Origin of the sequence: Polycladomyces abyssicola, from assembly GCF_018326425.1 — a bacterium.
Lineage (GTDB): Bacteria > Bacillota > Bacilli > Thermoactinomycetales > JIR-001 > Polycladomyces > Polycladomyces abyssicola.
Map to the genome: position 1 here is coordinate 1,405,350 of NZ_AP024601.1, position 21,831 is coordinate 1,427,180.

Here is a 21,831-nt window from a genome sequence, read left to right on the forward strand (position 1 = left end):
AGGTGCTGTTAATGCATAAACGAAAAGCAGCATGGACTGCACTGACGGGATTGCTCAGCTTGTCTCTCACGCTGACCGCTTGTACACCGGAAGCCGTGAAGCATTCAGCACGATCGGAACACAAATTTTCGGTTCCGGTGACGGACTATACGTTTGACACCGCAGGTAACATGCTGGCCTACAGTGAGTTCGAACTGTCTGGAGAGCCGATGGTAGAAGGGCTCGGGCTCAACCTGGACCTGCTCGACCCGGCCAAGCCGGACAAACCGTCCAAGTTTGATTACACGGCGGGAATCGAGTCATATGAGTATTCGGAAGAAGCCATGTATGAAGTGGTGGAAAAATCAGGGCTGGGGCTTCATCTGACGCACGGGCCTGTCATCCGCAAGATGGCGGAGTCGTCAAAAAAACAGTCCAACGAAATATTGGCGGGACGCTTTTACAAACTGGCCGACGCGGTGGGGTATCCGCGTGACCAGATCTTCCGGAACATGTACCCGACGATGATCGAGTACGCCAAAGGAGATCCGCACTACATACAAAAGGTGGACACCTCCAAATTCGGTGACGGTGAAAACGGCAGCTACACGCCTGCATATCAAGTCGACTTTGCTACCCTGCGCTGGGACAGGGGAAAAATGGACAAAACACTCACACCTTCCGCCTTTGGAGGAGTGTTTCTGAAACAGGCCCTGTGGACGGCCGATTTCCTCGGTGGCATGCATACAGTGGACAAAGATGAAGAAGTGGAAGCGAAAAGCGCGAAAGATGACCAGGATCCAAACATTGCGCTGGGTGTCAGCTCGGCGGATGGCATGCAGGGCATGATCCTGGCGGAAGAAATCTGGAACAAACTGGCCTTCATCCGTGAAAATCTGTTCTACAACCCGGCTACAGGTAAGTTGGAACCCGGCAAGGGTAGTGGGTATGACCCGTCCAAAGGTCTCCAGTATCTGCCCCACGCCGTCCAAGTGACGGAGAAGGAAGAAGCGGGTGGAGCTGCACCGGCTTCACTGAAAGTGACCGACGCGAAGAGCTATTTGCAGGACCAATGGCTGATGCTCTGGCCGGCTGCTGAATTTTATGGAGTGACGGACCAGCGTCCGGAAAGCAAAAACGTGAATCCCGCTTTTCGTGCTTTGACTGACGGTGACCCGTTCCCGGCTGCGCCCGCGGCAAACCTGGATAAAAACCAGGGCAATGACGTGCGCTCGGATGACCCGTATTCGCTGAACCGCGACATTTTGCTGCAAGTGTTCAAAAACATCCGGGCCATGCATTGGAACGACCAAGAAGGTGCGTTTGTCACCGTGCATAACGGCAAACAGCAAGGCGATCGTGTGGACACTTTCCAAGCAGGTTACACAATGGAAGCCCTGAGGATCTTCCAGCGGGCGGTCGACGGTTTGCCTGTCGGCTACGCCAGCGGTGAAGACGCTCAAGGCCTGAACACACCGGAAGGTAAGCTGGCGGTGGACATGATTCGTAGACAGGCGGACTTCATCATCGGGAAGCTGATGGACAAAAACGGTCTCGTGTTAAACGGCTGGATCGTTGGTAAAGGCAAGGATTCTTCCGCTCCGACGCTCCAGTCCCAACTCGGAGCCATCCGCGGCCTGACGGCAGCGTACCTAGCCACCAAGGACGCCAAGTATCGCGATGCTGCCCGTAAGGTGTACGCGGCGATGGACAAAACGTTCTGGGATGAGTCGGTCAAAGCGTACAAGACTGAAGCCAACGCTTACCGGTATGATGCCTTCCTGGCTGGTGCGGTGAGCGGGGGATTGAGAAACGCAATCCAGACGCTGTATAACACTCCGCAGGATCGGGAGAAACCGGCGTCTTTGGACCGGAAGACGATCATCTCCCGGTACGTGGACTTCTATGACCGCATCATTGACGGTCCGAATCTGCCGGATGGCATGCAGGTCAGCGAATTCTGGGATACGGGAGACTTGTACAAGGAGAACGACAAGTCAGGCAACACCGATCGCGACAATGTGCCGCAAATCCAGGCAGGACACGGAAAGTACGGCATCTCCCCAGTGCTGCTGCCAGTGGAATTGAAGAAAAAATAAACAAGGAGAGGAGAGAAAGCACGTTTCCCGTACACGGGGAACGTGCTGCCTTGCTATGGGTAAGAGAAAGCGGTTGCTGTGGTTGGCTGTGCTGCTCATGGGCGCCGCTGTCTGGGCCGGCTGTGAAACAGAGGCCGATCCGGTTCGGCATGAAGCGGTATCCACCCGCAACGTGATCATGAATAGAGATGGCTCCACATTATATGTCGCCAACATCGATGTCCCTACGATCACGGTGGTCAACGCCAAAACGCGCAAAGTGGTCAAAGAGATCCCGGTGTGCAAGGATCCGGCCACGCTGGCGCTCAGTCCGGATGAATCCAAGTTGGCGGTCGCCTGTACGGGAGCGGATCGCGTCGACGTAATCGATGTGGAAGAAGGCGAAGTCGAACAGCAATTGAAGGTCAAGGGAGAGCCCTATGGCGTGCTGTTCAGCCCTGATGGCAATCGGCTGTATGTTTCGGCTTACCGGGCGGACCAAGTGGATGTGGTCGACACTGATACCTGGCAGATCACGAAACAGATTCCGGTCTCTGATGGTCCGCGGGCCATGGCACTTACCGCCGACGGAGGCAAATTGTACACGGTTCACTACTTGTCCGGCAAAATCAGTGTGATCGACACCCGGAGTGAACAGGCTCGCAAAGTGGTGGCCTTGTCTCCTTCGCCGGATAAGTCCGATCGCAAGAAAAGCCAAGGGGTGCCGAACACCCTGGAAGCGATCACGATTTCCCCGGACGGGAAGAGAGCGTGGGTTGCCCATCTGCTGACCAACATAGACACGCCCATCAAGTTTGACGAGACGATCTTTCCTGCTATCTCCGTGCTGGATTTGACCCGGGATGAAGAGATTCCGGACGAGCGGAAAGAGTTGTTTGAAGAGATTAACGTGAAGGACACCAACAATGTTACCATGATCGTCTCCAACCCATCCGACATCGTCTTTCATCCGGACGGCAAGAAAGTGTATGTCTTGATGGGCGGCAGCGAAGACCTGGTAGTCTTTGATCTGGACCGGGGCGGTAACGCCACATCGATTTTGCGCCGGGTTCCTGGCGACAACCCGCGGGGACTGGCGATCAGCCGGGATGGAGCGCGGCTTTACGTGCACAATGCCATGAGCCTTGATATGGCATTTATTGACACCAACGCCGCCGACCCGTACAGTGGGCCTTCGGTGAACGGTTCCAATCTGCGGCTGGTAAAAAAGGACTCGCTCAGCCCGGTTGTGCGACAGGGCAAGCGGCTCTTTTTCAGTGCCAACAGTGACGAATACGCCGCGGACATCACCAAGGATAACTGGATGAGCTGCGCGTCGTGCCATGCAAACGGAGAAACGAACGGCCTTACCATGATGACGCCCAAAGGTCCCAGGAACACTCCTTCCAACGTATTGGCGATGGAGACAGGCCGTTTCTTGTGGGATGGCAGCCGGGACGACTTTGAGGATTACATCCTTACCGTGCAGGGCGAGATGGGCGGAATGCTGAAGTACGACCCGGGAAAGCCGCTTCCGCCCAAAGTGAAGGAAATGTACCGGGCATTGGCCGAATACCTGAAAACCATCCCGGTACCGAAAAATCCGGATATCCCGGACAACGTGGAGCAAACGGCAGAGTGGAAGCGGGGCAAGGAAATCTTTGAAGGCAAGGGCCGGTGCATCCAGTGCCATGCAGGTCGTAACTTCACCGACAGCGCCATGGCCGTGGACGCAAACGGCAAGCTGACCGTATTTACGCTGTCCCATCTGTATGATGTGGGCACCAAAAACCCGTTGGACCGAGGAAATCCGGGCGATCCACGCGCCGGAATGAAGAACCCTCGTCCTCCGTATCTGTTTGACGTACCCACGTTGAGGGGAGTGTTTGCAACTCCGCCGTACCTGCACGACGGCTCCGCTCAGACGATCCGGGACGTGCTGGTCACGCGCAACGGACAGGGCAAACACGGCAATGTCTCCGGTTTGTCCGAAGCTGACCTGCGGGCGCTGACCCTGTATTTGGAATCGCTGGATTAAGGAAAAAGCCTCCGGAATCTGAAATCAATTCCGGAGGCTGTTTGCGTTTTTTACGCAGGTGTGAAATTCGTTGACGAAAAACCGGGATGTCCGATCTAACGAAAGACCAATGAATATTTGGGAGTGTGGATCGATGTTAGCCACCGTTTCCGTTTGACGGAATGACCGGGTTCGGAGGAATACACACGAATCCGGGAATGACTCTTTGCTGCGCATCTCTGGCATCAACGGTGAACAGTCACCCGACGGGTTGATTTTTTGCTAAAATAAAAATGATTTATGCCGGATGAACAGTCGTGAGGGGCAGAAATAGGATGACGCAGAAGAATCCATCACAAGGCAAATCAATGTCAGAACAAGAACTGTACGAGTTGATGAAAGAAATGTATGACAAAGAGATGACGCGAAAAGAAACGATGGAAATGCGCATTCAGATACCGATTGCCATGATCACGGCGATGATGGGCGGATTTTATTACTTGGCCAAAAAACTGGTATCCGCCATTTCCATGACTTCCCCTTTTACATCCGGCATTTTGTTGTTTTTATTGGGTGGTTCATTTTTGTCGATCTGTGTGAGTATGGTCTTTTTCTCCAAATTTTTGTGGCCGGTCAACTATGAGTGGATGCCCCGGGCGTGGGATATCCAAGCGCAATATCCCGAAAAACAAGCGGTTTTGAGAAAGGCATTGATCAAAAAGTACGCCAAGTGCGCGGATATCAACTCGCGGATCAACGACCGCAGAGCCGATGATTTCGCCCATGGCATGCAGGCACTCATCATTGCGCTGGCGCTGGCCGTTCTGGCTTGTCTGCCGTACGGTTGGTTCTTGTTCATTTCCAGATGAATCACGGGAGGAATCGGGAATGTCCGAACGCAACAATCAATACGACGACGAATACGAATGGCTGGAAACCCGCTCGCAAAAAGGACGTGTGAAAAAGGAGAAGCTTCGGGAAGAAGCGATCATTTTTCGGGAGGCGCCGGCAAGATTGTTTCGTAAAGTCGGAAACATACGCAAAGAAAAGGAACCGGACCACCACAAAAACGACGACCGGGATACATAATATCTGTCCCAATGGAGGGCCCGATTTTCCGTCACATATGTATGGAAGGCCGATCGACGGACGATCGGTCCTTTTTTCAATATGGTCGCCATCGAATCGTTTGCGCCCGGACAAAACGGTGGTTGACCGCCGGCCAGTTGACGACGTGCCACCAGGCTTCGATGTAGTCCTTCCGTTTGTTGGGGTATTTCAAATAATAGGCGTGTTCCCACACATCCAAAGGCAAGAGCGGAATCACGTCCCATTGTGACAGGTTTTGGTGTTTTTCCGCCTGCAGGATCTCCAACCGTTGGGCGCGCGGCGCCCAGACGAGAATCGCCCAGCCTCCTCCTTCCACTTTTTCGGCGGCTTGCGAGAAATGCTTCTTGAAGGCTTGGAAACTACCGAAATCCCGTTCGATTTGCTTTCGAATCGGACCTTTGGGTTTTCCACCGGCATGCGGAGCCATCGTTTCCCAAAACAAGGTGTGCAGATAATGACCGGCCCCATTGAAGGCTGCTTCCCGCTCCCAATGTTTGATCAGATCGAAGTTGCCGGTTTTCCTCGCTTGTACCATCATCAATTCCGCTTTGTTCAATCCGTCGACATAACTTTTGTGGTGCTCGTCATGGTGCAGGTGCATCGTTTTTTCGTCGATGTACGGTTCCAACGCGTTATAAGGATAGGGGAGCGGCGGCAGCGTGTGTTTTCCCGGGGGGACGGGGTTGGATTGGGTTTCGGTTTCGGAAGTGGTATCGGAGGATGTCTCCCTATCGTCGGATGGTTCGTCGGGCAAAGTGTGAACAGATGCGGGATGGGGTGGATAATGGAACAGAACCGTCAGCAATTGCTGATGGGTATGATGCGCTTGATGCATCGCCTCATACAACTGATCTGCAGTGCAATGCGGATCGGTGGCCAACTGTTCCAATGATTGAAATGCCCGATCAAGTTGGTCCAGTCGTTTCAACAGGGAGGGATTACGGGTGGAGGGATGAACGGAAGCGATTTTTTGCCGTCCTTGCCGGGTGAGGGACAAAATTTGGTGACGAAGGGAAGTAGTCCAGTAACGATTGTACGAAGCTGACATGCACGTTCCTCCTCGGGTATGGGCTATGATCACAAGATATGTGATCTTTCGGGGAGGTGTGCCTCGTCTCCCGGCAAACCGCTTCGCTAGATCTGCTTACAATCCATCAAGCGGGGGATGCGAGCCAAGAGTTCTTTGCTTAAGAGGAGATGGCCCGCAACGAAATCCCCACGCTCGAAGGACCCGCCTACTATTTTTTTACAATGGGAATCCAAACCTCGCACCGATAGTCTTCCGCCATTGTATCCCCCGGAGGATATACCTCCAGCTCGGGCGCTCCGGAGTGTTCATATCCTGTGGCGGGAAACCACTCTTGAAATATTCGGCCAAACACGCTCTGTATGGATCCGGGGAGCGGACCGACACAGGTAAATATAGCCCAAGTGGAAGCAGGGATCGTACTCACGGAGAATCCTTTCGCCGATGATGTTAGATCGGCTTGAGTTACAATCATATAAGTAAAATCTCCCTTACCCGGCTGCATATCCAAGATGATCCCAAGCAAGTTCTCACCAGTTCCGATGGAGGTTAGCTTGGCAATGGCGCCATCTGACATTTCTCCCAGAAATTCGGGATTTGTCGCGTGTGTTCTCCATCCTCACACGTAACTTGAATAGACTTGCCGATGACCGTAAAGGCTTCTTTCTCCACAATTCGATAATCCATTTCTTTGTCTCCCTTCAGTGACAGATGAAAGGTGATGCGGGGAAAAGCTTTCAGGCTAACGCCCGGATTACGAGCCTCTGAAGGCGCAATGCCATGGATTTTGCTTATTTTGGTTCGAGCTTCCACTGCTTTTGGTAAATCAGAACTTGGTTGTGATGGCGGGGAAGATCAATCCTCTGTTTTACGAGAGGTGGTCTAATCTTGCGTGGCGAGAGTGCCTGATGTGCGGCCGTTGCCGTGTGCTGAAAATATTCATCACAATTTTAAGACCAATCCCCCACCGAAATAGTGGGGGATTCCATATTTATTTTCTCTCAAGCCATTTCCGCAGTTTGGGTTGGATTTGGTTTCGTTTGAGGTCGCGGTAGAAAATGAAACCGGCGAGAAAACACAATCCAAACAAAAACAGCGCCAGTCCCCCCATAAAAGGGAGCCACGCAAAACGCCCACTGGCAAAATAATTGAAGAAAACATCACGCATGATCGTCCAGCCGTAAACACCCAGCGCTCCGGGGATGCACAGTACGACGATGGCGAGCAATCGTTGGTACAACATGTCCAAACCGCCTTCCTTTCCTCTCTCCATAATGGTATCTTAATTCATGTCTGTTTTCCACGGTTTGGTCTTACATGAAAATCTTCCGGTTATGGTAAGATGATACCGGATTGACACCTCACACCACAAAAGGGGGGAGAACGTGAAACGGTTTCTGATTGTGGGTGGGGGAAAGGGAGGAACGGCACTTCTTCGAACCTTGTCCGAAATGGACCGAGTGGCGGTGATGGGTGTGGTCGATGTGAACGATCAGGCTCCCGCCATTCGTTTGGCACGGGAAAAGGGGATTCCGACCGGTACGGATGTGACTCCCTTTCTGCGCGAGCGGCCCGATGTCATCTTAGAGGTGACCGGAGACCCGGCCGTTTACGACCGTTTGTGTCGTCTCACGGAGCAGGGAACCCTCGTGATCTCGGGTGCCGTCGCCAATCTCATGTTGCAGTTGATCGAAGAGAAAGAAACGTGGTTTGAGGCATGGCGGTCCCGGCAACGGGAATTGGACGCGATCCTCAATTCCACGCATGACGGGATGATCGCCGTCAACAAACAGGGGAAAATCACGCTGTTTAACCGGGCGGCTGAACGATTGATGAAAATGAGCATGTCCGACGTGATGGGCAAACCTGTAACGGAGACGATCCCCAATACCCGTCTGGATTATGTGCTGAAAACCGGCAAACGGGAGCTGAACCGCCAACAGACATTGCCCGACGGTACGCGAATCGTGACCAACCGCGTGCCGGTGACAGACCGTAATGGCAATGTGATCGGCGCCGTGGCCGTTTTTCGGGACATCACGGAAGTGGCCTCCCTCAGTCAGCAAGTGACCAACCTGGAAAGCATGAAAAGTTTGCTACAAGCCATTATCGACTCCTCCGACGATGCCATCTCCGTCGTGGATGCGCAGGGGATCGGCATTCTGATCAACCCCGCCTATACCCGGTTGACCGGCCTGAAGCCGGAGGAGGTGATCGGGAAGCCGGCTGACACCGACATCTCCGAAGGGGAAAGCATGCACATGAAGGTGCTGAAGACACGGCAACCGGTTCGCGGGGTGCCGATGAAAGTGGGTCCGCACCGCAAGGATGTCGTCGTCAATGTTGCCCCGATTATCGTCGATGGGGAATTGAAGGGCAGTGTCGGCATTTTGCACGATATGTCCGAGATCCAAAAGCTGAATCAGGAGTTGGAGCGGGCCCGGCGGATCATCCGCACACTGGAGGCGAAGTATACGTTCGACGACATCATCGGCCGAAGCGAGGCGTTTACCTATGCGGTCGAACAAGCCCGACAAGCGGCGAAAACACGGGCGACGGTTCTGTTGCGGGGGGAATCCGGTACCGGAAAAGAGCTGTTCGCTCATGCGATCCACAATGACAGCGACCGGAAATACCATCAGTTCGTCCGTGTCAACTGTGCGGCCATTTCCGAATCGCTGTTGGAAAGCGAGCTGTTTGGATATGTCGAGGGGGCGTTCACCGGGGCGCGTCGCGGCGGCAAAAAGGGATTGTTTGAGGAGGCGAGTGGGGGCACCATTTTTTTGGATGAAATCGGAGAGTTGGCCCCCAACATTCAAGCCAAACTCTTGCGTGTCCTGCAGGAGAAGGAGGTACTCCGTGTCGGGGGAACCAAACCAATCCCCGTCGATGTGCGGGTAATTGCCGCCACCAATGTCGATTTAGAAAAGGCGATCCGGGAAAAACGCTTCCGGGAAGATTTGTACTACCGGCTCAATGTCTTGCCGATCCACATTCCGCCCTTGCGTCAACGAAAAGAGGATTTACCTGACTTGGCCCTGCATGTGATCAAGCGGTTCAACCTAGAATACGGGCGCAATGTGGAGACGATCGATCCGCGGGCGCTTCAGGCCTTGCAATCCTATTCATGGCCCGGGAATGTGCGGGAGCTGGAGAACGTGTTGGGTCGGGCGATGATTAACATGGGTTATCACGAACGAACGATGCGGTTAGAGCATTTGCCGCCGTTGGAAGCGAAGTCCCGTGCGGTGTTCCCGGACATGGAGAATGGGACGGAAGGGGAAACGCTCCAGGAAGTGTTGGCCCGCGTCGAAAAGGAGACCATCCTCCGCACCTATCGTCAATGTGGCGGCAACAAGACGGAAACGGCCCGGCGGTTGGGCATCTCCGTGCGCAATCTCTATTACAAGTTGGAGCGTTATCAGTTGGATTCGGATCCGGAGATGGATATGTAGTTCTGCAATTTTTTGCAGGAAAGATCCATCATATGCATGCAAAAAATTGCAGAGATATTCTTGGCTCTCTTTTGTCGAGTTTCACGGATCGAAGCGGAAAATCAATTTTTTTCCGCAGTTGTCCATCTGATGACATGGATTGGCACGGGATTTGCACTTAACTGCATGAGGGCCGACCATTTCGAGAACAATATGGAGCAAAGATCCAGCAAAAAAAGACAAGGTCGGAAAAAAGAGGTGGAATCATGGAAGCTATTCGTACTTTTTCTGAAATCTTGGCGAAAGCTGAAGCACTGGAACCTGTTACTGTCGCGGTAGCCGCAGCGGATGACCGGGAGGTGCTGGAAGCAGTCGCCGACGCGAAAAAACGGCAAATCGCCGATTTCCGCCTGTTCGGTGATCGGAACAAAATCCGGGCGATTGCGGATGAAATTGGTTTGTCGCTGAACCCGGACATGGTGACCGATCAACCGAACCCTGCTCTCGCGAGTCGGGAAGCGGTTCAGGCTGTTCGCGAAGGACAAGCGGATGTAGTGATGAAGGGGATGGTCCAAACCGCAGACTTCCTGCGGGCAGTACTCAACAAAGAGGCGGGCTTGCGTGGTTCCGGCGTGCTGAGCCACGTGGCGACGTTTGAGGTACCGGGGTACGACCGGTTGATTCACGTAACCGACCCGGCGCTCAATATCGCTCCGTCACTTCAGGAGAAAGTGCAAATCGTGCAAAACGTCGTCCGGTTGTGTCATTCGCTGGACCTTGCCGAACCCAAAGTGGCCGTACTCGGAGCGGTGGAAGTAGTCAATCCCAACATGCAACCTACACTGGATGCGGCGGCACTCGCACAAATGAACCGTCGTGGACAAATCAAGGGGGCTGTCGTCGACGGTCCGTTTGCGCTGGACAATGCCGTATCGGTGGAAGCAGCCGAGCACAAAGGAATTAAAAGCCCGGTGGCGGGTCGTGCCGATGTGCTTTTGGTCCCCGATATTGAAGCGGGTAACATGCTCTATAAATCCATGGTCTACTTTGCCCGCAGCAAAATCGGTGGTCTGGTGTTGGGAGCCAAGGTACCCGTTGTCCTCACTTCGCGAGCGGATACGCACGAAGCCAAACTGAACTCGATCGCGATGGCGGTGTTACAGGCGGATTTCAATAAACGTCAAGCATAAGGAGGAGCTCCGTCATGAAGCTGTTCGATTACCTGCAAAAATATGATTACGAGCAACTGCTGTTTTGCCAGGACCGGGAATCCGGTTTGAAAGCGATCATTGCCATTCACGATACCACGCTTGGCCCCGCTTTGGGTGGTACCCGGATGTGGACCTACGATTCCGAAGAAGATGCCATCATTGACGCCCTGCGTTTGGCCCGTGGCATGACCTACAAAGCAGCGGCGGCCGGATTGAACCTGGGCGGGGGGAAAACAGTCATCATCGGTGACCCGCGTAAGGACAAAAACGAAGCGATGTTCCGAGCGTTCGGTCGGTTTATCCAGGGCCTGAACGGTCGTTACATCACCGCCGAAGACGTGGGCACCACCGTGGAAGATATGGACATCATCCATCAGGAAACCCGCTACGTGACGGGGGTGTCCCCGGCATTCGGTTCCAGCGGCAACCCCTCTCCTGTGACGGCTTACGGTGTCTATGTTGGAATGAAAGCGGCGGCCAAAAAAGCTTTCGGCAATGATTCGCTGTCCGGAAAAACGGTGGCGGTGCAGGGGGTCGGCAGCGTCGCATACGAGCTCTGCAAATACTTGCATAAAGAAGGAGCCAAGTTGATCGTCACCGACATCAACCAGGAAAATTTGGATCGCGCCGTTCGTGATTTCGGGGCAGAAGCGGTGTCTCCGGACAAAATCTACGATGTCGAGTGCGACATTTTCTCTCCGTGTGCGTTGGGGGCGATCATCAACGACGAAACGATTGACCGCTTGAAATGCCAAGTGGTCGCCGGGTCCGCCAATAACCAGCTGAAAGAGGAACGCCACGGTGACATTCTCCAAGAAAAAGGCATCGTGTATGCACCCGATTACGTGATCAACGCCGGCGGTCTGATCAACGTGGCTGACGAATTGTTGGGTTACAACCGCGATCGGGCGATGAAAAAAGTGGAAGGCATCTACGACAACATCATGAAGGTATTTGAAATCGCCGAGCGGGACAACATCCCGACCTACAAGGCAGCTGACCGGATGGCGGAGGAACGTATCGCCACCTTGCGCCAATCCCGCAGCATGTTCTTGCAAAATGAACGCCACACCTTGAATATGACGCATCACAATTAAAGGGTGTCTGGTGATCCATTGTCAAACAGTGGACTCTCTCGACTGCCAGACATCGCTATCGAGTTGTAGGAAACGGAGTGTATGGACGTGCAGGAACCGATTCGGGTATTGGCCATCAATCCGGGTTCGACCTCGACCAAAATCGGCGTGTTTGACGGCGAGAAGCAGATTTTGGAAGAAACGTTGCGGCACGACCCGGAAGAGCTGAGCAAGTTTGATCATCTGTTTGATCAATACGAGTTTCGCAAACAGCTGATTTTGGACACACTGGACCGAGAAGGCATCAACCTGACACGTCTGCGCGCCGTGGTGGGACGGGGTGGTTTGCTCCGTCCCATCCCCGGCGGCACGTATCGGGTGAACGAAGCGATGATGAATGATTTGCGCTCCGGGGAGTACGGGGTGCACGCCTCCAACTTGGGTGCTATACTCGCTTATGAAATCGCTTCCAAACTGAATATTCCTGCGTTTATCGTCGATCCCGTTGTGGTGGACGAGCTGGAGCCGATCGCTCGGATCTCCGGGATGCCGGTGATTGAAAGGCGCAGTATCTTTCACGCGTTGAACCAAAAGGCGGTCGCACGGCGTGTAGCGGCTAAATTGGGTAAAACCTACCAGGAGTGTCGGTTCGTCATCGCGCATATGGGGGGCGGAATCACTGTCGGCGCCCATCAAAAGGGTCGCGTGATCGATGTGAATAATGGATTGCACGGCGAAGGTCCCTTTTCTCCCGAACGCGCGGGTACATTGCCGGTAGGAGATCTGGTTGCATTGTGTTTTTCGGGAAAATATTTCGCCGGTGAAATCATGAAGATGATCGTCGGAAAAGGTGGACTGATGGGATATCTCGGTACCACCGATGCCCGTGAAGTGGAAGAGCGGATCGAGAAGGGTGACAAGCAGGCGGCATTGATCTATTCGGCCATGGCGTATCAGGTGGCCAAGGAGATCGGCGCTTACGCCACTGTTTTGGAGGGCAAACTGGACGCGATCATCTTGACCGGCGGATTGGCATACGGGAAGATGTTTACAGATCAAATCGTCGAACGCATCGGTTGGATTGCACCAGTGCACATCGTTCCGGGTGAAAACGAATTGCAGGCGTTGGCAGAAGGTGCGCTCCGCGTGGTGCGCGGCGAGGAGGAAGCTCTCACATATCCGCCTGAACCGGTTAGAAAGGATGTGGAATGAATCGATGGCGGAAAACTACGATTTGGTTGTTCTCGGAGCGGGGCCCGGAGGTTATGTGGCCGCGATCCGGGCTGCACAGTTGGGAATGAAAGTGGCCGTCGTGGAGAAGGAAAAGGTGGGCGGTGTCTGTCTGCACAAGGGGTGCATCCCCAGCAAATCACTGCTTCGCAGCGCGGAACTGTACCATGATATGAAAAACAGTGAAAGCTACGGCATTTCCGTCGGTGATGTGAAGCTGGATATGAATCTGGTACAGGCCCGCAAGCAGAAAGTAGTGGATCAACTGCACAAAGGCGTACAGCATCTGCTGAAGAAAAACGGTGTCACCGTTTACGAAGGAACGGGTCGTATCCTGGGGCCGTCCATTTTCTCCCCCATGCCGGGAACCATCGCTGTGGAGCGCAATGACGGCGGGGAAGCGGAGATGCTGGTACCGCAATTCGTACTGATTGCAACCGGTTCTCGTCCGCGCAGTTTACCCGGTCTGGAGATGGACGGCGTTTATGTGATGAACTCCGATCACGCCCTGCAAATGGACCAACTGCCGAAGTCCATTGTCATCATCGGAGGTGGTGTGATCGGCATCGAGTGGGCGTCGATGCTGAATGATTTCGGTGTGGACGTGACAGTCGTGGAGTTTGCCGACCGCATCCTGCCGTTTGAAGATGCCGACGTCAGCAAGGAAATGACGCGCATCCTGAAAAAGCGGAAAGTGAAAATCCACACCGGCGCCAAAGTGATACCGGAAAGCGTAAAGGCTGAAAGCGGTTCGGTGACATTGAAGGCGGAAAAGGGCGGGGAAACGATCGAACTGTCCGCCGAGAAGGTGCTCATCTCCGTCGGAAGACAAGCCAATGTGGAAGGCATCGGTCTGGAAAACACGTCGATTAAAGTGGAAAGAGGCATCATCCAGGTTAACCAATACATGCAAACGGCAGAATCCCACATCTATGCCATCGGCGATGTGGTTGGCGGTTATCAGTTGGCGCACGTGGCATCGCATGAGGGGATCATTGCCGTCGAACACATGGCGGGCAAGCACCCGCATCCGCTCGATCCGAACATGGTGCCCCGATGCACCTACGGCCGGCCGGAAATCGGCAGTATCGGCCTGACGGAGGACCAGGCCAAAGAACAGGGTTACGATGTCAAAGTGGCCAAATTCCCGTTCCGGGCCGTGGGCAAAGCCCTTGTGTTCGGGGAAACGGACGGTTTTATCAAATTGATCGCCGACAAGAAAACGGATGACATTCTGGGTGTGCACATTATCGGACCGCACGCCACGGACATGATTTCCGAAGCGGGATTGGCCAAGGTGCTGGATGCCACGCCGTGGGAGTTAAGCCATACGATCCATCCGCACCCGACATTGTCGGAAGTGTTTGGAGAAGTGGCGATGGCGATCGATGGAGCGGCCATCCACGCTGGGTGATGTTTGATCGACTACAATTTCCGTTTGCAGATGGGAGGCCCAACGATGGCGAAATCGCGTCATGCTGAACTGGGTTTGAGCGATGAGCAGGTATTGGAAATGTATCGCTACATGGTGCTCGCCCGCAAAATCGACGAGCGCATGTGGCTGTTGAACCGCGCGGGAAAAATCCCGTTCGTCATTTCCTGTCAGGGGCAAGAAGGTATTCAAATTGGAACCGCTTTCGCACTGGATAAGGAAAAAGATTTTCTCTGCCCATATTACCGTGATCTGGGGATGGTGCTGGTCTTCGGACAAACGGCAAGGGACCAGATGTTGTCCGCGTTTGCCAAGGCGGAAGACCCCAACTCCGGCGGTCGGCAGATGCCGGGCCACTTCGGCGGCAAGAAATACCGAATTCTCTCCGGTTCCAGCCCGGTGACCACACAGATGCTGCACGCGGTAGGCGTGGCATATGCCGCGAAACTGAAAGGAGAAGACCTGGTGGCCGTTACCTCCTGCGGCGAAGGTTCCAGCAACCAGGGTGATTTCCATGAGGCGTGCAACTTCGCCGGCGTACACAAGCTACCGGTGATTTTCCTGGTGGAGAACAACAAGTACGCTATTTCCGTGCCGCTCGACAAGCAGGTCGCCGGCGGCAGTGTGGCCGCGCGTGCACAAGGATACGGTTTCCCGGGTGTGAAAGTGAACGGAAACGACCCGCTGGAAGTGTACAAAGTGATGAAAGAAGCAGTGGAGCGTGCCCGTCGCGGCGAAGGTCCGACTTTGGTTGAAGCCGAGTCGTACCGGTTGGTTCCCCACTCCAGTGACGACGACGACCGGACCTATCGAAGCCGTGAAGAAGTGGAAGAAGCGCGGAAGAAGGATTCCATTGTGCAATTCCGTCAATACCTGTTGGATGTGGGTGTATTGACCGAGGATAAGGAAAAAGAATTGCTCGCCGCGATCCAAAAAGAAGTGGATGAAGCGACGGAGTACAGCGAGCAGGCGCCGTACCCGCAACCCGAAGATACCTACAAACACGTTTATGCGGAATAGGAGGAGAACAACATGCCGGTGATTTCGTATATCGATGCGGTAACCATGGCGTTGCGCGAGGAGATGCGCCGCGACGATCGCGTGTTTGTGCTGGGTGAAGATGTCGGCGTCCGGGGCGGCGTGTTCCGCGCTACGGTAGGATTGTACGAGGAATTCGGGGCAGACCGCGTGTTGGATACCCCGTTGACAGAGTCGGCCATCGTCGGTGTGGCGATCGGAGCGGCCGCTTACGGGATGCGTCCGGTGGCGGAGATTCAGTTTGCCGACTTCATCATGCCCGCCATTAACCAAATCGTGAGTGAGGCAGCTAAACTGCGCTACCGCTCCAACGGTGACTGGAACTGCCCGCTTGTGATCCGCGCTCCGTACGGCGGCGGTGTGCACGGTGCGTTGTATCACTCGCAGAGCGTGGAAAAAATGTTTAACGGCATTCCGGGGCTCAAAATCGTGACACCGTCCACTCCGTACGACGTCAAGGGGTTGTTAAAAGCAGCCATTCGTGACGAAGACCCGGTGCTCTTCTTTGAACACAAACGGTGTTATCGCTTGATCAAAGGGGAAGTGCCGGAGGACGATTACACCTTGCCGATCGGAAAAGCGGAAGTCAAACGGGAAGGTACCGACGTGACCGTGATCTCTTACGGTTTGACCCTGCATTTCGCCCTGCAAGCGGCCGAACAGTTGGAAAAAGAGGGCATCAGCGTGCACGTGTTGGATTTGCGTACGCTGCTGCCGCTGGACAAAGAAGCGATCTTGGAAGCGGCGGCTAAAACGGGTAAAGTGCTGATCATCCACGAAGACAACAAAACCGGCGGCGTCGGCGGCGAAGTTTCGGCCATCATCGCCGAAGAGGCGCTGTTTGAGTTGGATGCGCCGATCCGCCGTCTGTGCGGACCGGATGTGCCGGCTATGCCGTACAGCCCGCCGATGGAGAAGGAATTCATGCTGAACGTCGATAAAGTGGCCAAAGCGATCCGCGAGTTGGCCGAGTTCTAGGATGTACCAGATAGGAGGTTGACTATGGCGACCGATGTGACGATGCCCCAGCTCGGTGAGAGCGTAACCGAGGGAACCATCACCAAATGGCTGAAGAAACCGGGTGATCCCGTTGCCAAGTATGAACCCATCTGTGAGGTGGCCACCGATAAGGTGAATGCGGAAGTGCCCGCCACCATTTCCGGCACGATGAAAGAGATCATCGCCGAGGAAGGGCAAACGGTAGAAGTGGGGCAATTGATCTGCCGGATTGAAGAAGAAGGTGCCGCGGCAACGGAGGCCCCTGCTGAAGAGAAAAAAGAAGAACCGAAGGCGGAAGAAGCCAAAACGGAAGCACCCGCCAAGAAGGATCAAGGTGAAACCTCGATGAAGCGGCGGTATTCGCCCGCTGTCTTGCGCCTGGCGCAGGAGCACAACATCGACCTGGAAAAAATCGAAGGAACGGGAGCGGGTGGTCGCATCACCCGCAAAGATGTCCTGCGCGTGATCGAATCCGGGCAGGTTGATGCGGTAAAAGCAGAGAAGGCCAAACAAGAAGCGGCACCGCAACAGGCACCGGCCGCGGAAGCCGCCCGCACTGCCACCGCACCGGTATCCGCCCCTGCTGTATCTGACGGAAAACCGACGGCTGGCATCACGCTGGAAGAAGGTGACCAAGAAGTGCCGGTCACGTCCGTACGCAAAACGATCGCCCAGCGGATGGTGCAAAGCAAGCACGAAGCGCCGCATGCATGGACCATGATGGAAGCCGACGTCACCGGGTTGGTCCAATTGCGCAACAAACTGAAAGACGAATTCAAAAAACGCGAGGGTGTCAGCTTGACGTTCCTGCCGTTCTTCATCAAGGCGGTCGTCGATTCGCTGAAGGAATTCCCGTATTTGAACGCTGTCTGGGGCGGCGACAAAATCATCCTGAAAAAACGGATCAATATCTCCATTGCTGTGGCCACCGACGATGCGTTGTACGTGCCGGTGATCAAAGATGCGGATGAGAAGAGCATCCTGGGCCTGGCCAAGGAAATACACCGATTGGTGGAAAAAACGCGTTCGGGCAAGCTGTCTCTGGAGGATCTGCAAGGTGGTACCTTCACGGTGAACAACACCGGTTCCTTCGGTTCGATCGCTTCGATGCCGATCATCAACCATCCGCAGGCGGCGATCATCTCCATGGAAGCGATCGTCAAAAAACCGGTCATCTTCAATGACATGATCGCGGTTCGTGACCGGGTCAACTTGTGCTTGTCACTGGATCACCGCATTCTGGACGGCTTGATGGCTGGACGCTTCCTGCAAGCGGTCAAAAAGCGTCTGGAAGCTTACGGTCCCGACACGCAAATCTGATCTGTGGTACAATGAAGGCGCCCCTTGGGGTGCCTTCATGTTTGTCTGTAGATGGCGGGAGGGATCACCGTTGTTTGAAGTGAAGCGATTGGGTCTCGTGCCATATCACGAGGCGTGGGATATGCAGAAACAGATCGTAAAATCGATCGATGAAGGGAACGCGTCCAATCAATTGTTGCTGTTGGAGCATCCGCATACGGTGACGATGGGGCGCGGAAGCCATATGGAAAACCTGCTGCTAACCAAAGAGCAGTATGCCGAACGCGGTGTGGAACTGGTGGAGATCGACCGCGGTGGCGACGTCACCTATCACGGTCCGGAACAATTGGTGGGATATCCGCTGTTTTATCTCGGTGAGCGGGGCAATGATGCCCATGCGTATTTGCGCGACGTGGAGGAAGCATTGATTGTTGCCCTTCGCAACTGGGGCATTGAAGGCGACCGCAAACCGCCGTACACCGGTGTTTGGGTGGGAGATGAAAAAATCGCCGCGATCGGGGTGAAGTTCAACCGGGGACGCCAACGGAAAGGTTACATCACCAGTCACGGATTTGCGCTTAACGTCAATACCGATCTGCGGTATTTCAATCTGATCGTCCCGTGCGGTATTCAACAATACGGCGTTACGTCGATGGAAAAAATCCTCGGTAAACGCATCGATATGGCAGAAGTGATGAATCAGGTGGTGCGTGGTTTCAGCCAAGTATTCGGCTGGCCGGCCGTCGAAGAAGGAGAACGTCGGAACGAAGCCGGGTGAAGACAGATTTTGAGGGGAGGTTTCCCCTCTTTTTTTATGCCATTGGCTGGTCAGGCGGGATATAAACCTTTCAGGTTATCCAGAAGGGAACCCGGAGTTTGCACGCCAATCATTAAGAGAAAGGGAGGGGATGTGGATTGAACAGGCAAGTGACAGAAGCTTTCGATGCATTGGCCGATCGTTACGAAAAAGAGACCGACGGGATTCGACCGTATAACGCCTTTTACGAGCGGCCAGCGATGATGAGGATGATACCGGACGTTCTGTCCGGGTTGCATGTGTTGGATGCCGGTTGTGCTGCGGGGTGGTACAGTGAGCAGTTGCTTCGAAAGGGAGCCTGCGTGACGGCCGTCGATGCGAGCCTCCGTATGGTGGAGGCGGCAAAAAGGCGAGTGGGCGCCCGAGCGGACGTGCGATTACACAATCTGGAAGATTCACTTCCATTTGAAACGGAACAATTCGATTGGATTGTTTGTTCGCTGACGTTGCACTATTTGCCTGATTGGACGTCTTTATTGGCCGAATTTGCCAGGGTGTTGAAGCCGAACGGACGACTGCTGTTTTCTACTCATCACCCTTTCATGGATTATGTGCAATTCGACCAAACGGATTATTTTGCCGTTACTTTGTTGCGGGATCAGTGGACCGCAGGAGATCGAAAGGTGGAAGTGCATTTTTATCGGCGACCGAGCAGAAAAAAGCAGACTCCAGAAAGAACCGAAAGGAAGAGGGGAAAGTGAACCTGCACATTCGACCCGCGCTTCTCCGGGATGCAGGGGCTATCGCACTGACGAAAGAAAGCGTACAAAAAACGGCTTCCCACCAGAAGCCGAAATAGTTGACACTTACTCTCTGGAGAGCCGTTCCCCGCCTCTTCTTTTCGCTGGAGTGTTCGGCCGGGGAACGGTTTGCATATCCTCACTGCAATCCCACAAACGTATCATAAAGGGCGAGCAGGGTGACCCCAATCAGTCCCGCTGTGAAAATACCGCCGATAATGAAACCGCTTTTGTTTTGAGTGCGCTTGTTGTACAGGACTCCGCGCACGGCCAGGATGCACATCAAGACCAAAATGACGACCATGTACATACCGATTACACCCGCTTTCCTACGATGATCTCCGACCTCGTTTTTCGTTACCCACTCTCAGTATAATCAATTCCCGCCGAAATACACAGACCCTTGAACGTGATGTTTTGTCAAATCGCGGATAACACGCTCAGCAATATCGTACTGACCACCATCGTAACTATGATGAGGTAAGCGACGAATTTGATCCAAAACGGTCGCACGATTACCATCACCTCAAGTGTACATTGTAGCCCACTTTTCAGCTGTTGTCCATCGAACTGAACTCACCCATATGAAAGATTTTTTGGTATATTAAAAGGTGATAGCGCATTCATTCCTTTCGGATTTGACAGAGATCACCCAATGAAAGAAAGATTGGAGGAAAAGCGGTGACCAAGCGGACATTTGATGACGCTTACCAGGAGTGGAAAGAGAAAACCGAATCTTCTTTGACAAAATTTCCGGAACGAAAGCAATCTTTCGTCACCCCTTCCGGAATTGAAGTGGATCGATTATATGTCGGTAACGCCGAAAACCCGTCAGATTGGGAACGGATCGGGTTTCCCGGCGAATATCCGTATACCCGCGGTATCCGGCCGACCATGTATCGCGGTCGCCTCTGGACGATGCGCCAGTATGCGGGATTCGGTTCGGCGGAGGAGACCAACCGGCGTTTCCGTTATCTGTTGGAACAAGGTCAAACGGGATTGAGCGTCGCATTCGATCTGCCCACACAGATCGGGTACGACTCCGATGACCCCATGGCAAAAGGGGAAGTGGGCAAAGTCGGGGTGGCGATCGATTCGTTGGAAGATATGGAACGCTTGTTGGAAGGGATTCCCCTGGATCAGGTCAGCACCTCCATGACGATCAATGCACCGGCCAGCGTGTTGTTGGCGATGTACATCGCCGTCGGTGAGAAACAGGGTGTTCCTTCCCACCAGTTGCGAGGCACGATTCAAAACGACATCCTGAAGGAATACATTGCCCGTGGAACGTACATTTTTCCACCCCAACCGTCGATGCGGCTGATCACGGACGTCTTTGCCTATTGTGCGGAGCACGTGCCCAAATGGAACACCATCAGTATCAGCGGATACCATATTCGGGAGGCAGGATCGACGGCCGTACAGGAGGTCGCATTTACGCTGGCCAACGGCATCGCCTATGTGGAAGCGGCGGTAAAAGCGGGGTTGGACGTGGATCAGTTCGCGCCGCGACTGTCGTTTTTCTTCAACGCGCACAATCACTTTTTCGAGGAAATTGCCAAGTTCCGCGCCGCGCGCCGTTTGTGGGCACGCATCATGCGCGAGCGATTCGGTGCCCGCGATCCTCGGTCGTGGCAACTGCGTTTTCACACGCAGACCGGCGGTTCCACATTGACCGCGCAACAACCGGACAACAACATCGTCCGTGTCACGTTGCAAGCGCTGGCGGCGGTGTTGGGCGGTACGCAAAGCCTGCACACCAATGCGCGCGACGAAGCCTTGGCACTCCCGACAGAAGAATCGGCCCGGATCGCCCTCCGCACCCAGCAGATCATCGCCTATGAGAGCGGGGTGGCCGATACGGTCGATCCGTTGGGCGGTTCGTATTTTGTCGAGGCGCTGACAGACCGGATCGAAGAAGAAGCGGTTCGCTACATTCAAAAAATTGATGATTTGGGTGGCGCGGTGTCTGCAGTGGAGCAAGGGTACATGCAACGGGAAATCCACCGCGTCGCATTGGAGACGCAGCGCAGAATTGAGTCCGGGGAAGAAGTGGTGGTTGGTATGAACCGTTTCCGATTGGAAGACGAACCCCAGCCGCCTTTGCATCGCGTCGATCCCGCTTTGGAGCGGAAACAGGTGGAACGGGTGCAGTCATTGCGTGCAAGACGGGACGGGCAACGCGTGCAAGAGACATTGGCCGCGTTGAAACGGGCGGCGGAAGGAACGGACAACCTGATGCCCCACATTCTCGCTTGTGTGAAGGCGTACGCTACGGTAGGGGAGATTTGCCATGCGTTGCGCGACGTGTTTGGCGAGTATCAACCGGTGTAACACGAATGAA

At 54.2% G+C, this 21,831-nt stretch carries 18 protein-coding genes and 1 pseudogene; 15 read left to right on the forward strand and 4 right to left on the reverse strand.

Annotated features, from left to right (window positions below; all coding sequences use genetic code 11):
* Positions 1–11: 11 nt before the first annotated feature.
* The 4 genes from KI215_RS06960 (at position 12) to KI215_RS06975 (ending at position 5,163) form a co-directional block, all read left to right on the forward strand.
* Complete coding sequence (locus KI215_RS06960; RefSeq protein WP_212774813.1) at positions 12–2,078, forward strand: hypothetical protein; 2,067 nt, start codon at positions 12–14, stop codon at positions 2,076–2,078.
* 55 nt (positions 2,079–2,133) lie between these two features.
* Positions 2,134–4,095: a beta-propeller fold lactonase family protein gene (locus tag KI215_RS06965; protein WP_212774814.1), complete on the forward strand. Its 1,962-nt coding sequence runs from the start codon at positions 2,134–2,136 to the stop codon at positions 4,093–4,095.
* A 314-nt stretch (positions 4,096–4,409) separates the two neighbouring features.
* Positions 4,410–4,943, forward strand: a complete 534-nt coding sequence (locus KI215_RS06970; RefSeq protein WP_212774815.1) for a hypothetical protein — start codon at positions 4,410–4,412, stop codon at positions 4,941–4,943.
* Between the two features lie 19 nt (positions 4,944–4,962).
* The gene (locus tag KI215_RS06975) at positions 4,963–5,163 is read left to right on the forward strand and encodes a hypothetical protein (protein WP_212774816.1); all 201 of its coding nucleotides are present in this window, start codon (positions 4,963–4,965) and stop codon (positions 5,161–5,163) included.
* 76 nt (positions 5,164–5,239) lie between these two features.
* Here KI215_RS06975 and KI215_RS06980 read toward each other — a convergent pair whose 3' ends face one another.
* The 3 genes and pseudogenes from KI215_RS06980 to KI215_RS06990 form a co-directional block, all read right to left on the reverse strand.
* A complete protein-coding gene (locus KI215_RS06980; protein WP_212774817.1) occupies positions 5,240–6,232 on the reverse strand; it encodes a superoxide dismutase in 993 nt (330 codons plus the stop codon).
* A 190-nt stretch (positions 6,233–6,422) separates the two neighbouring features.
* Positions 6,423–7,000, reverse strand: a pseudogene (locus KI215_RS06985) (GyrI-like domain-containing protein); the annotation flags it as partial.
* 202 nt (positions 7,001–7,202) lie between these two features.
* On the reverse strand, positions 7,203–7,454 hold the full coding sequence (locus KI215_RS06990; protein ID WP_212774818.1) for a DUF2627 domain-containing protein: 252 nt from the start codon (positions 7,452–7,454) through the stop codon (positions 7,203–7,205).
* Positions 7,455–7,596: 142 nt separating this feature from the next.
* Between KI215_RS06990 and KI215_RS06995 the strand changes: the two genes are divergently transcribed.
* From KI215_RS06995 to KI215_RS07040, 10 genes are all read left to right on the forward strand, one after another.
* Positions 7,597–9,666 carry a sigma 54-interacting transcriptional regulator gene (locus KI215_RS06995; protein WP_212774819.1) on the forward strand — a complete coding sequence of 690 codons (2,070 nt, stop codon included), beginning with the start codon at positions 7,597–7,599 and terminating at the stop codon, positions 9,664–9,666.
* 245 nt (positions 9,667–9,911) lie between these two features.
* Positions 9,912–10,835 carry a phosphate butyryltransferase gene (gene ptb, locus KI215_RS07000; protein ID WP_212774820.1) on the forward strand — a complete coding sequence of 308 codons (924 nt, stop codon included), beginning with the start codon at positions 9,912–9,914 and terminating at the stop codon, positions 10,833–10,835.
* Between the two features lie 14 nt (positions 10,836–10,849).
* Complete coding sequence (locus tag KI215_RS07005; RefSeq protein ID WP_212774821.1) at positions 10,850–11,953, forward strand: Leu/Phe/Val dehydrogenase; 1,104 nt, start codon at positions 10,850–10,852, stop codon at positions 11,951–11,953.
* An 87-nt stretch (positions 11,954–12,040) separates the two neighbouring features.
* Complete coding sequence (gene buk, locus KI215_RS07010) at positions 12,041–13,144, forward strand: butyrate kinase (RefSeq protein ID WP_420830174.1); 1,104 nt, start codon at positions 12,041–12,043, stop codon at positions 13,142–13,144.
* A gap of 4 nt (positions 13,145–13,148) precedes the next feature.
* Entirely contained in the window at positions 13,149–14,576 is a 1,428-nt protein-coding gene (gene lpdA, locus KI215_RS07015; RefSeq protein WP_212774823.1) for a dihydrolipoyl dehydrogenase, read from the forward strand.
* A gap of 45 nt (positions 14,577–14,621) precedes the next feature.
* The gene (locus KI215_RS07020) at positions 14,622–15,614 is read left to right on the forward strand and encodes a thiamine pyrophosphate-dependent dehydrogenase E1 component subunit alpha (protein WP_212774824.1); all 993 of its coding nucleotides are present in this window, start codon (positions 14,622–14,624) and stop codon (positions 15,612–15,614) included.
* Positions 15,615–15,626: 12 nt separating this feature from the next.
* Entirely contained in the window at positions 15,627–16,610 is a 984-nt protein-coding gene (locus tag KI215_RS07025) for an alpha-ketoacid dehydrogenase subunit beta (protein WP_212774825.1), read from the forward strand.
* A 24-nt stretch (positions 16,611–16,634) separates the two neighbouring features.
* The gene (locus KI215_RS07030; protein ID WP_212774826.1) at positions 16,635–17,951 is read left to right on the forward strand and encodes a dihydrolipoamide acetyltransferase family protein; all 1,317 of its coding nucleotides are present in this window, start codon (positions 16,635–16,637) and stop codon (positions 17,949–17,951) included.
* Between the two features lie 79 nt (positions 17,952–18,030).
* Positions 18,031–18,708 carry a lipoyl(octanoyl) transferase LipB gene (gene lipB / locus KI215_RS07035; RefSeq protein WP_338048338.1) on the forward strand — a complete coding sequence of 226 codons (678 nt, stop codon included), beginning with the start codon at positions 18,031–18,033 and terminating at the stop codon, positions 18,706–18,708.
* Positions 18,709–18,845: 137 nt separating this feature from the next.
* Entirely contained in the window at positions 18,846–19,448 is a 603-nt protein-coding gene (locus tag KI215_RS07040; RefSeq protein WP_212774828.1) for a class I SAM-dependent methyltransferase, read from the forward strand.
* Positions 19,449–19,626: 178 nt separating this feature from the next.
* Here KI215_RS07040 and KI215_RS07045 read toward each other — a convergent pair whose 3' ends face one another.
* The gene (locus KI215_RS07045) at positions 19,627–19,797 is read right to left on the reverse strand and encodes a hypothetical protein (RefSeq protein WP_205495107.1); all 171 of its coding nucleotides are present in this window, start codon (positions 19,795–19,797) and stop codon (positions 19,627–19,629) included.
* A 371-nt stretch (positions 19,798–20,168) separates the two neighbouring features.
* On the opposite strand from KI215_RS07045, the gene KI215_RS07050 reads away from it, so the two are divergent.
* Positions 20,169–21,821, forward strand: coding sequence for an acyl-CoA mutase large subunit family protein (locus KI215_RS07050; protein WP_246512234.1), 1,653 nt, complete (start codon positions 20,169–20,171; stop codon positions 21,819–21,821).
* Positions 21,822–21,831: the final 10 nt, after the last annotated feature.

Bases quoted from the DNA above. Each gene is read 5' to 3' on its own strand.
- KI215_RS07045 (WP_205495107.1), bottom strand. From the start codon at position 19,797: ATGTACATGGTCGTCATTTTGGTCTTGATGTGCATCCTGGCCGTGCGC.
- KI215_RS07020 (WP_212774824.1), top strand. From the start codon at position 14,622: ATGGCGAAATCGCGTCATGCTGAACTGGGTTTGAGCGATGAGCAGGTA.
- KI215_RS06960 (WP_212774813.1), top strand. From the start codon at position 12: ATGCATAAACGAAAAGCAGCATGGACTGCACTGACGGGATTGCTCAGC.
- lpdA (WP_212774823.1), top strand. From the start codon at position 13,149: ATGGCGGAAAACTACGATTTGGTTGTTCTCGGAGCGGGGCCCGGAGGT.
- KI215_RS06990 (WP_212774818.1), bottom strand. From the start codon at position 7,454: ATGTTGTACCAACGATTGCTCGCCATCGTCGTACTGTGCATCCCCGGA.
- KI215_RS07030 (WP_212774826.1), top strand. From the start codon at position 16,635: ATGGCGACCGATGTGACGATGCCCCAGCTCGGTGAGAGCGTAACCGAG.
- KI215_RS06980 (WP_212774817.1), bottom strand. From the start codon at position 6,232: ATGTCAGCTTCGTACAATCGTTACTGGACTACTTCCCTTCGTCACCAA.
- KI215_RS06975 (WP_212774816.1), top strand. From the start codon at position 4,963: ATGTCCGAACGCAACAATCAATACGACGACGAATACGAATGGCTGGAA.
- ptb (WP_212774820.1), top strand. From the start codon at position 9,912: ATGGAAGCTATTCGTACTTTTTCTGAAATCTTGGCGAAAGCTGAAGCA.
- KI215_RS07005 (WP_212774821.1), top strand. From the start codon at position 10,850: ATGAAGCTGTTCGATTACCTGCAAAAATATGATTACGAGCAACTGCTG.
- KI215_RS06970 (WP_212774815.1), top strand. From the start codon at position 4,410: ATGACGCAGAAGAATCCATCACAAGGCAAATCAATGTCAGAACAAGAA.
- KI215_RS06965 (WP_212774814.1), top strand. From the start codon at position 2,134: ATGGGTAAGAGAAAGCGGTTGCTGTGGTTGGCTGTGCTGCTCATGGGC.
- KI215_RS07025 (WP_212774825.1), top strand. From the start codon at position 15,627: ATGCCGGTGATTTCGTATATCGATGCGGTAACCATGGCGTTGCGCGAG.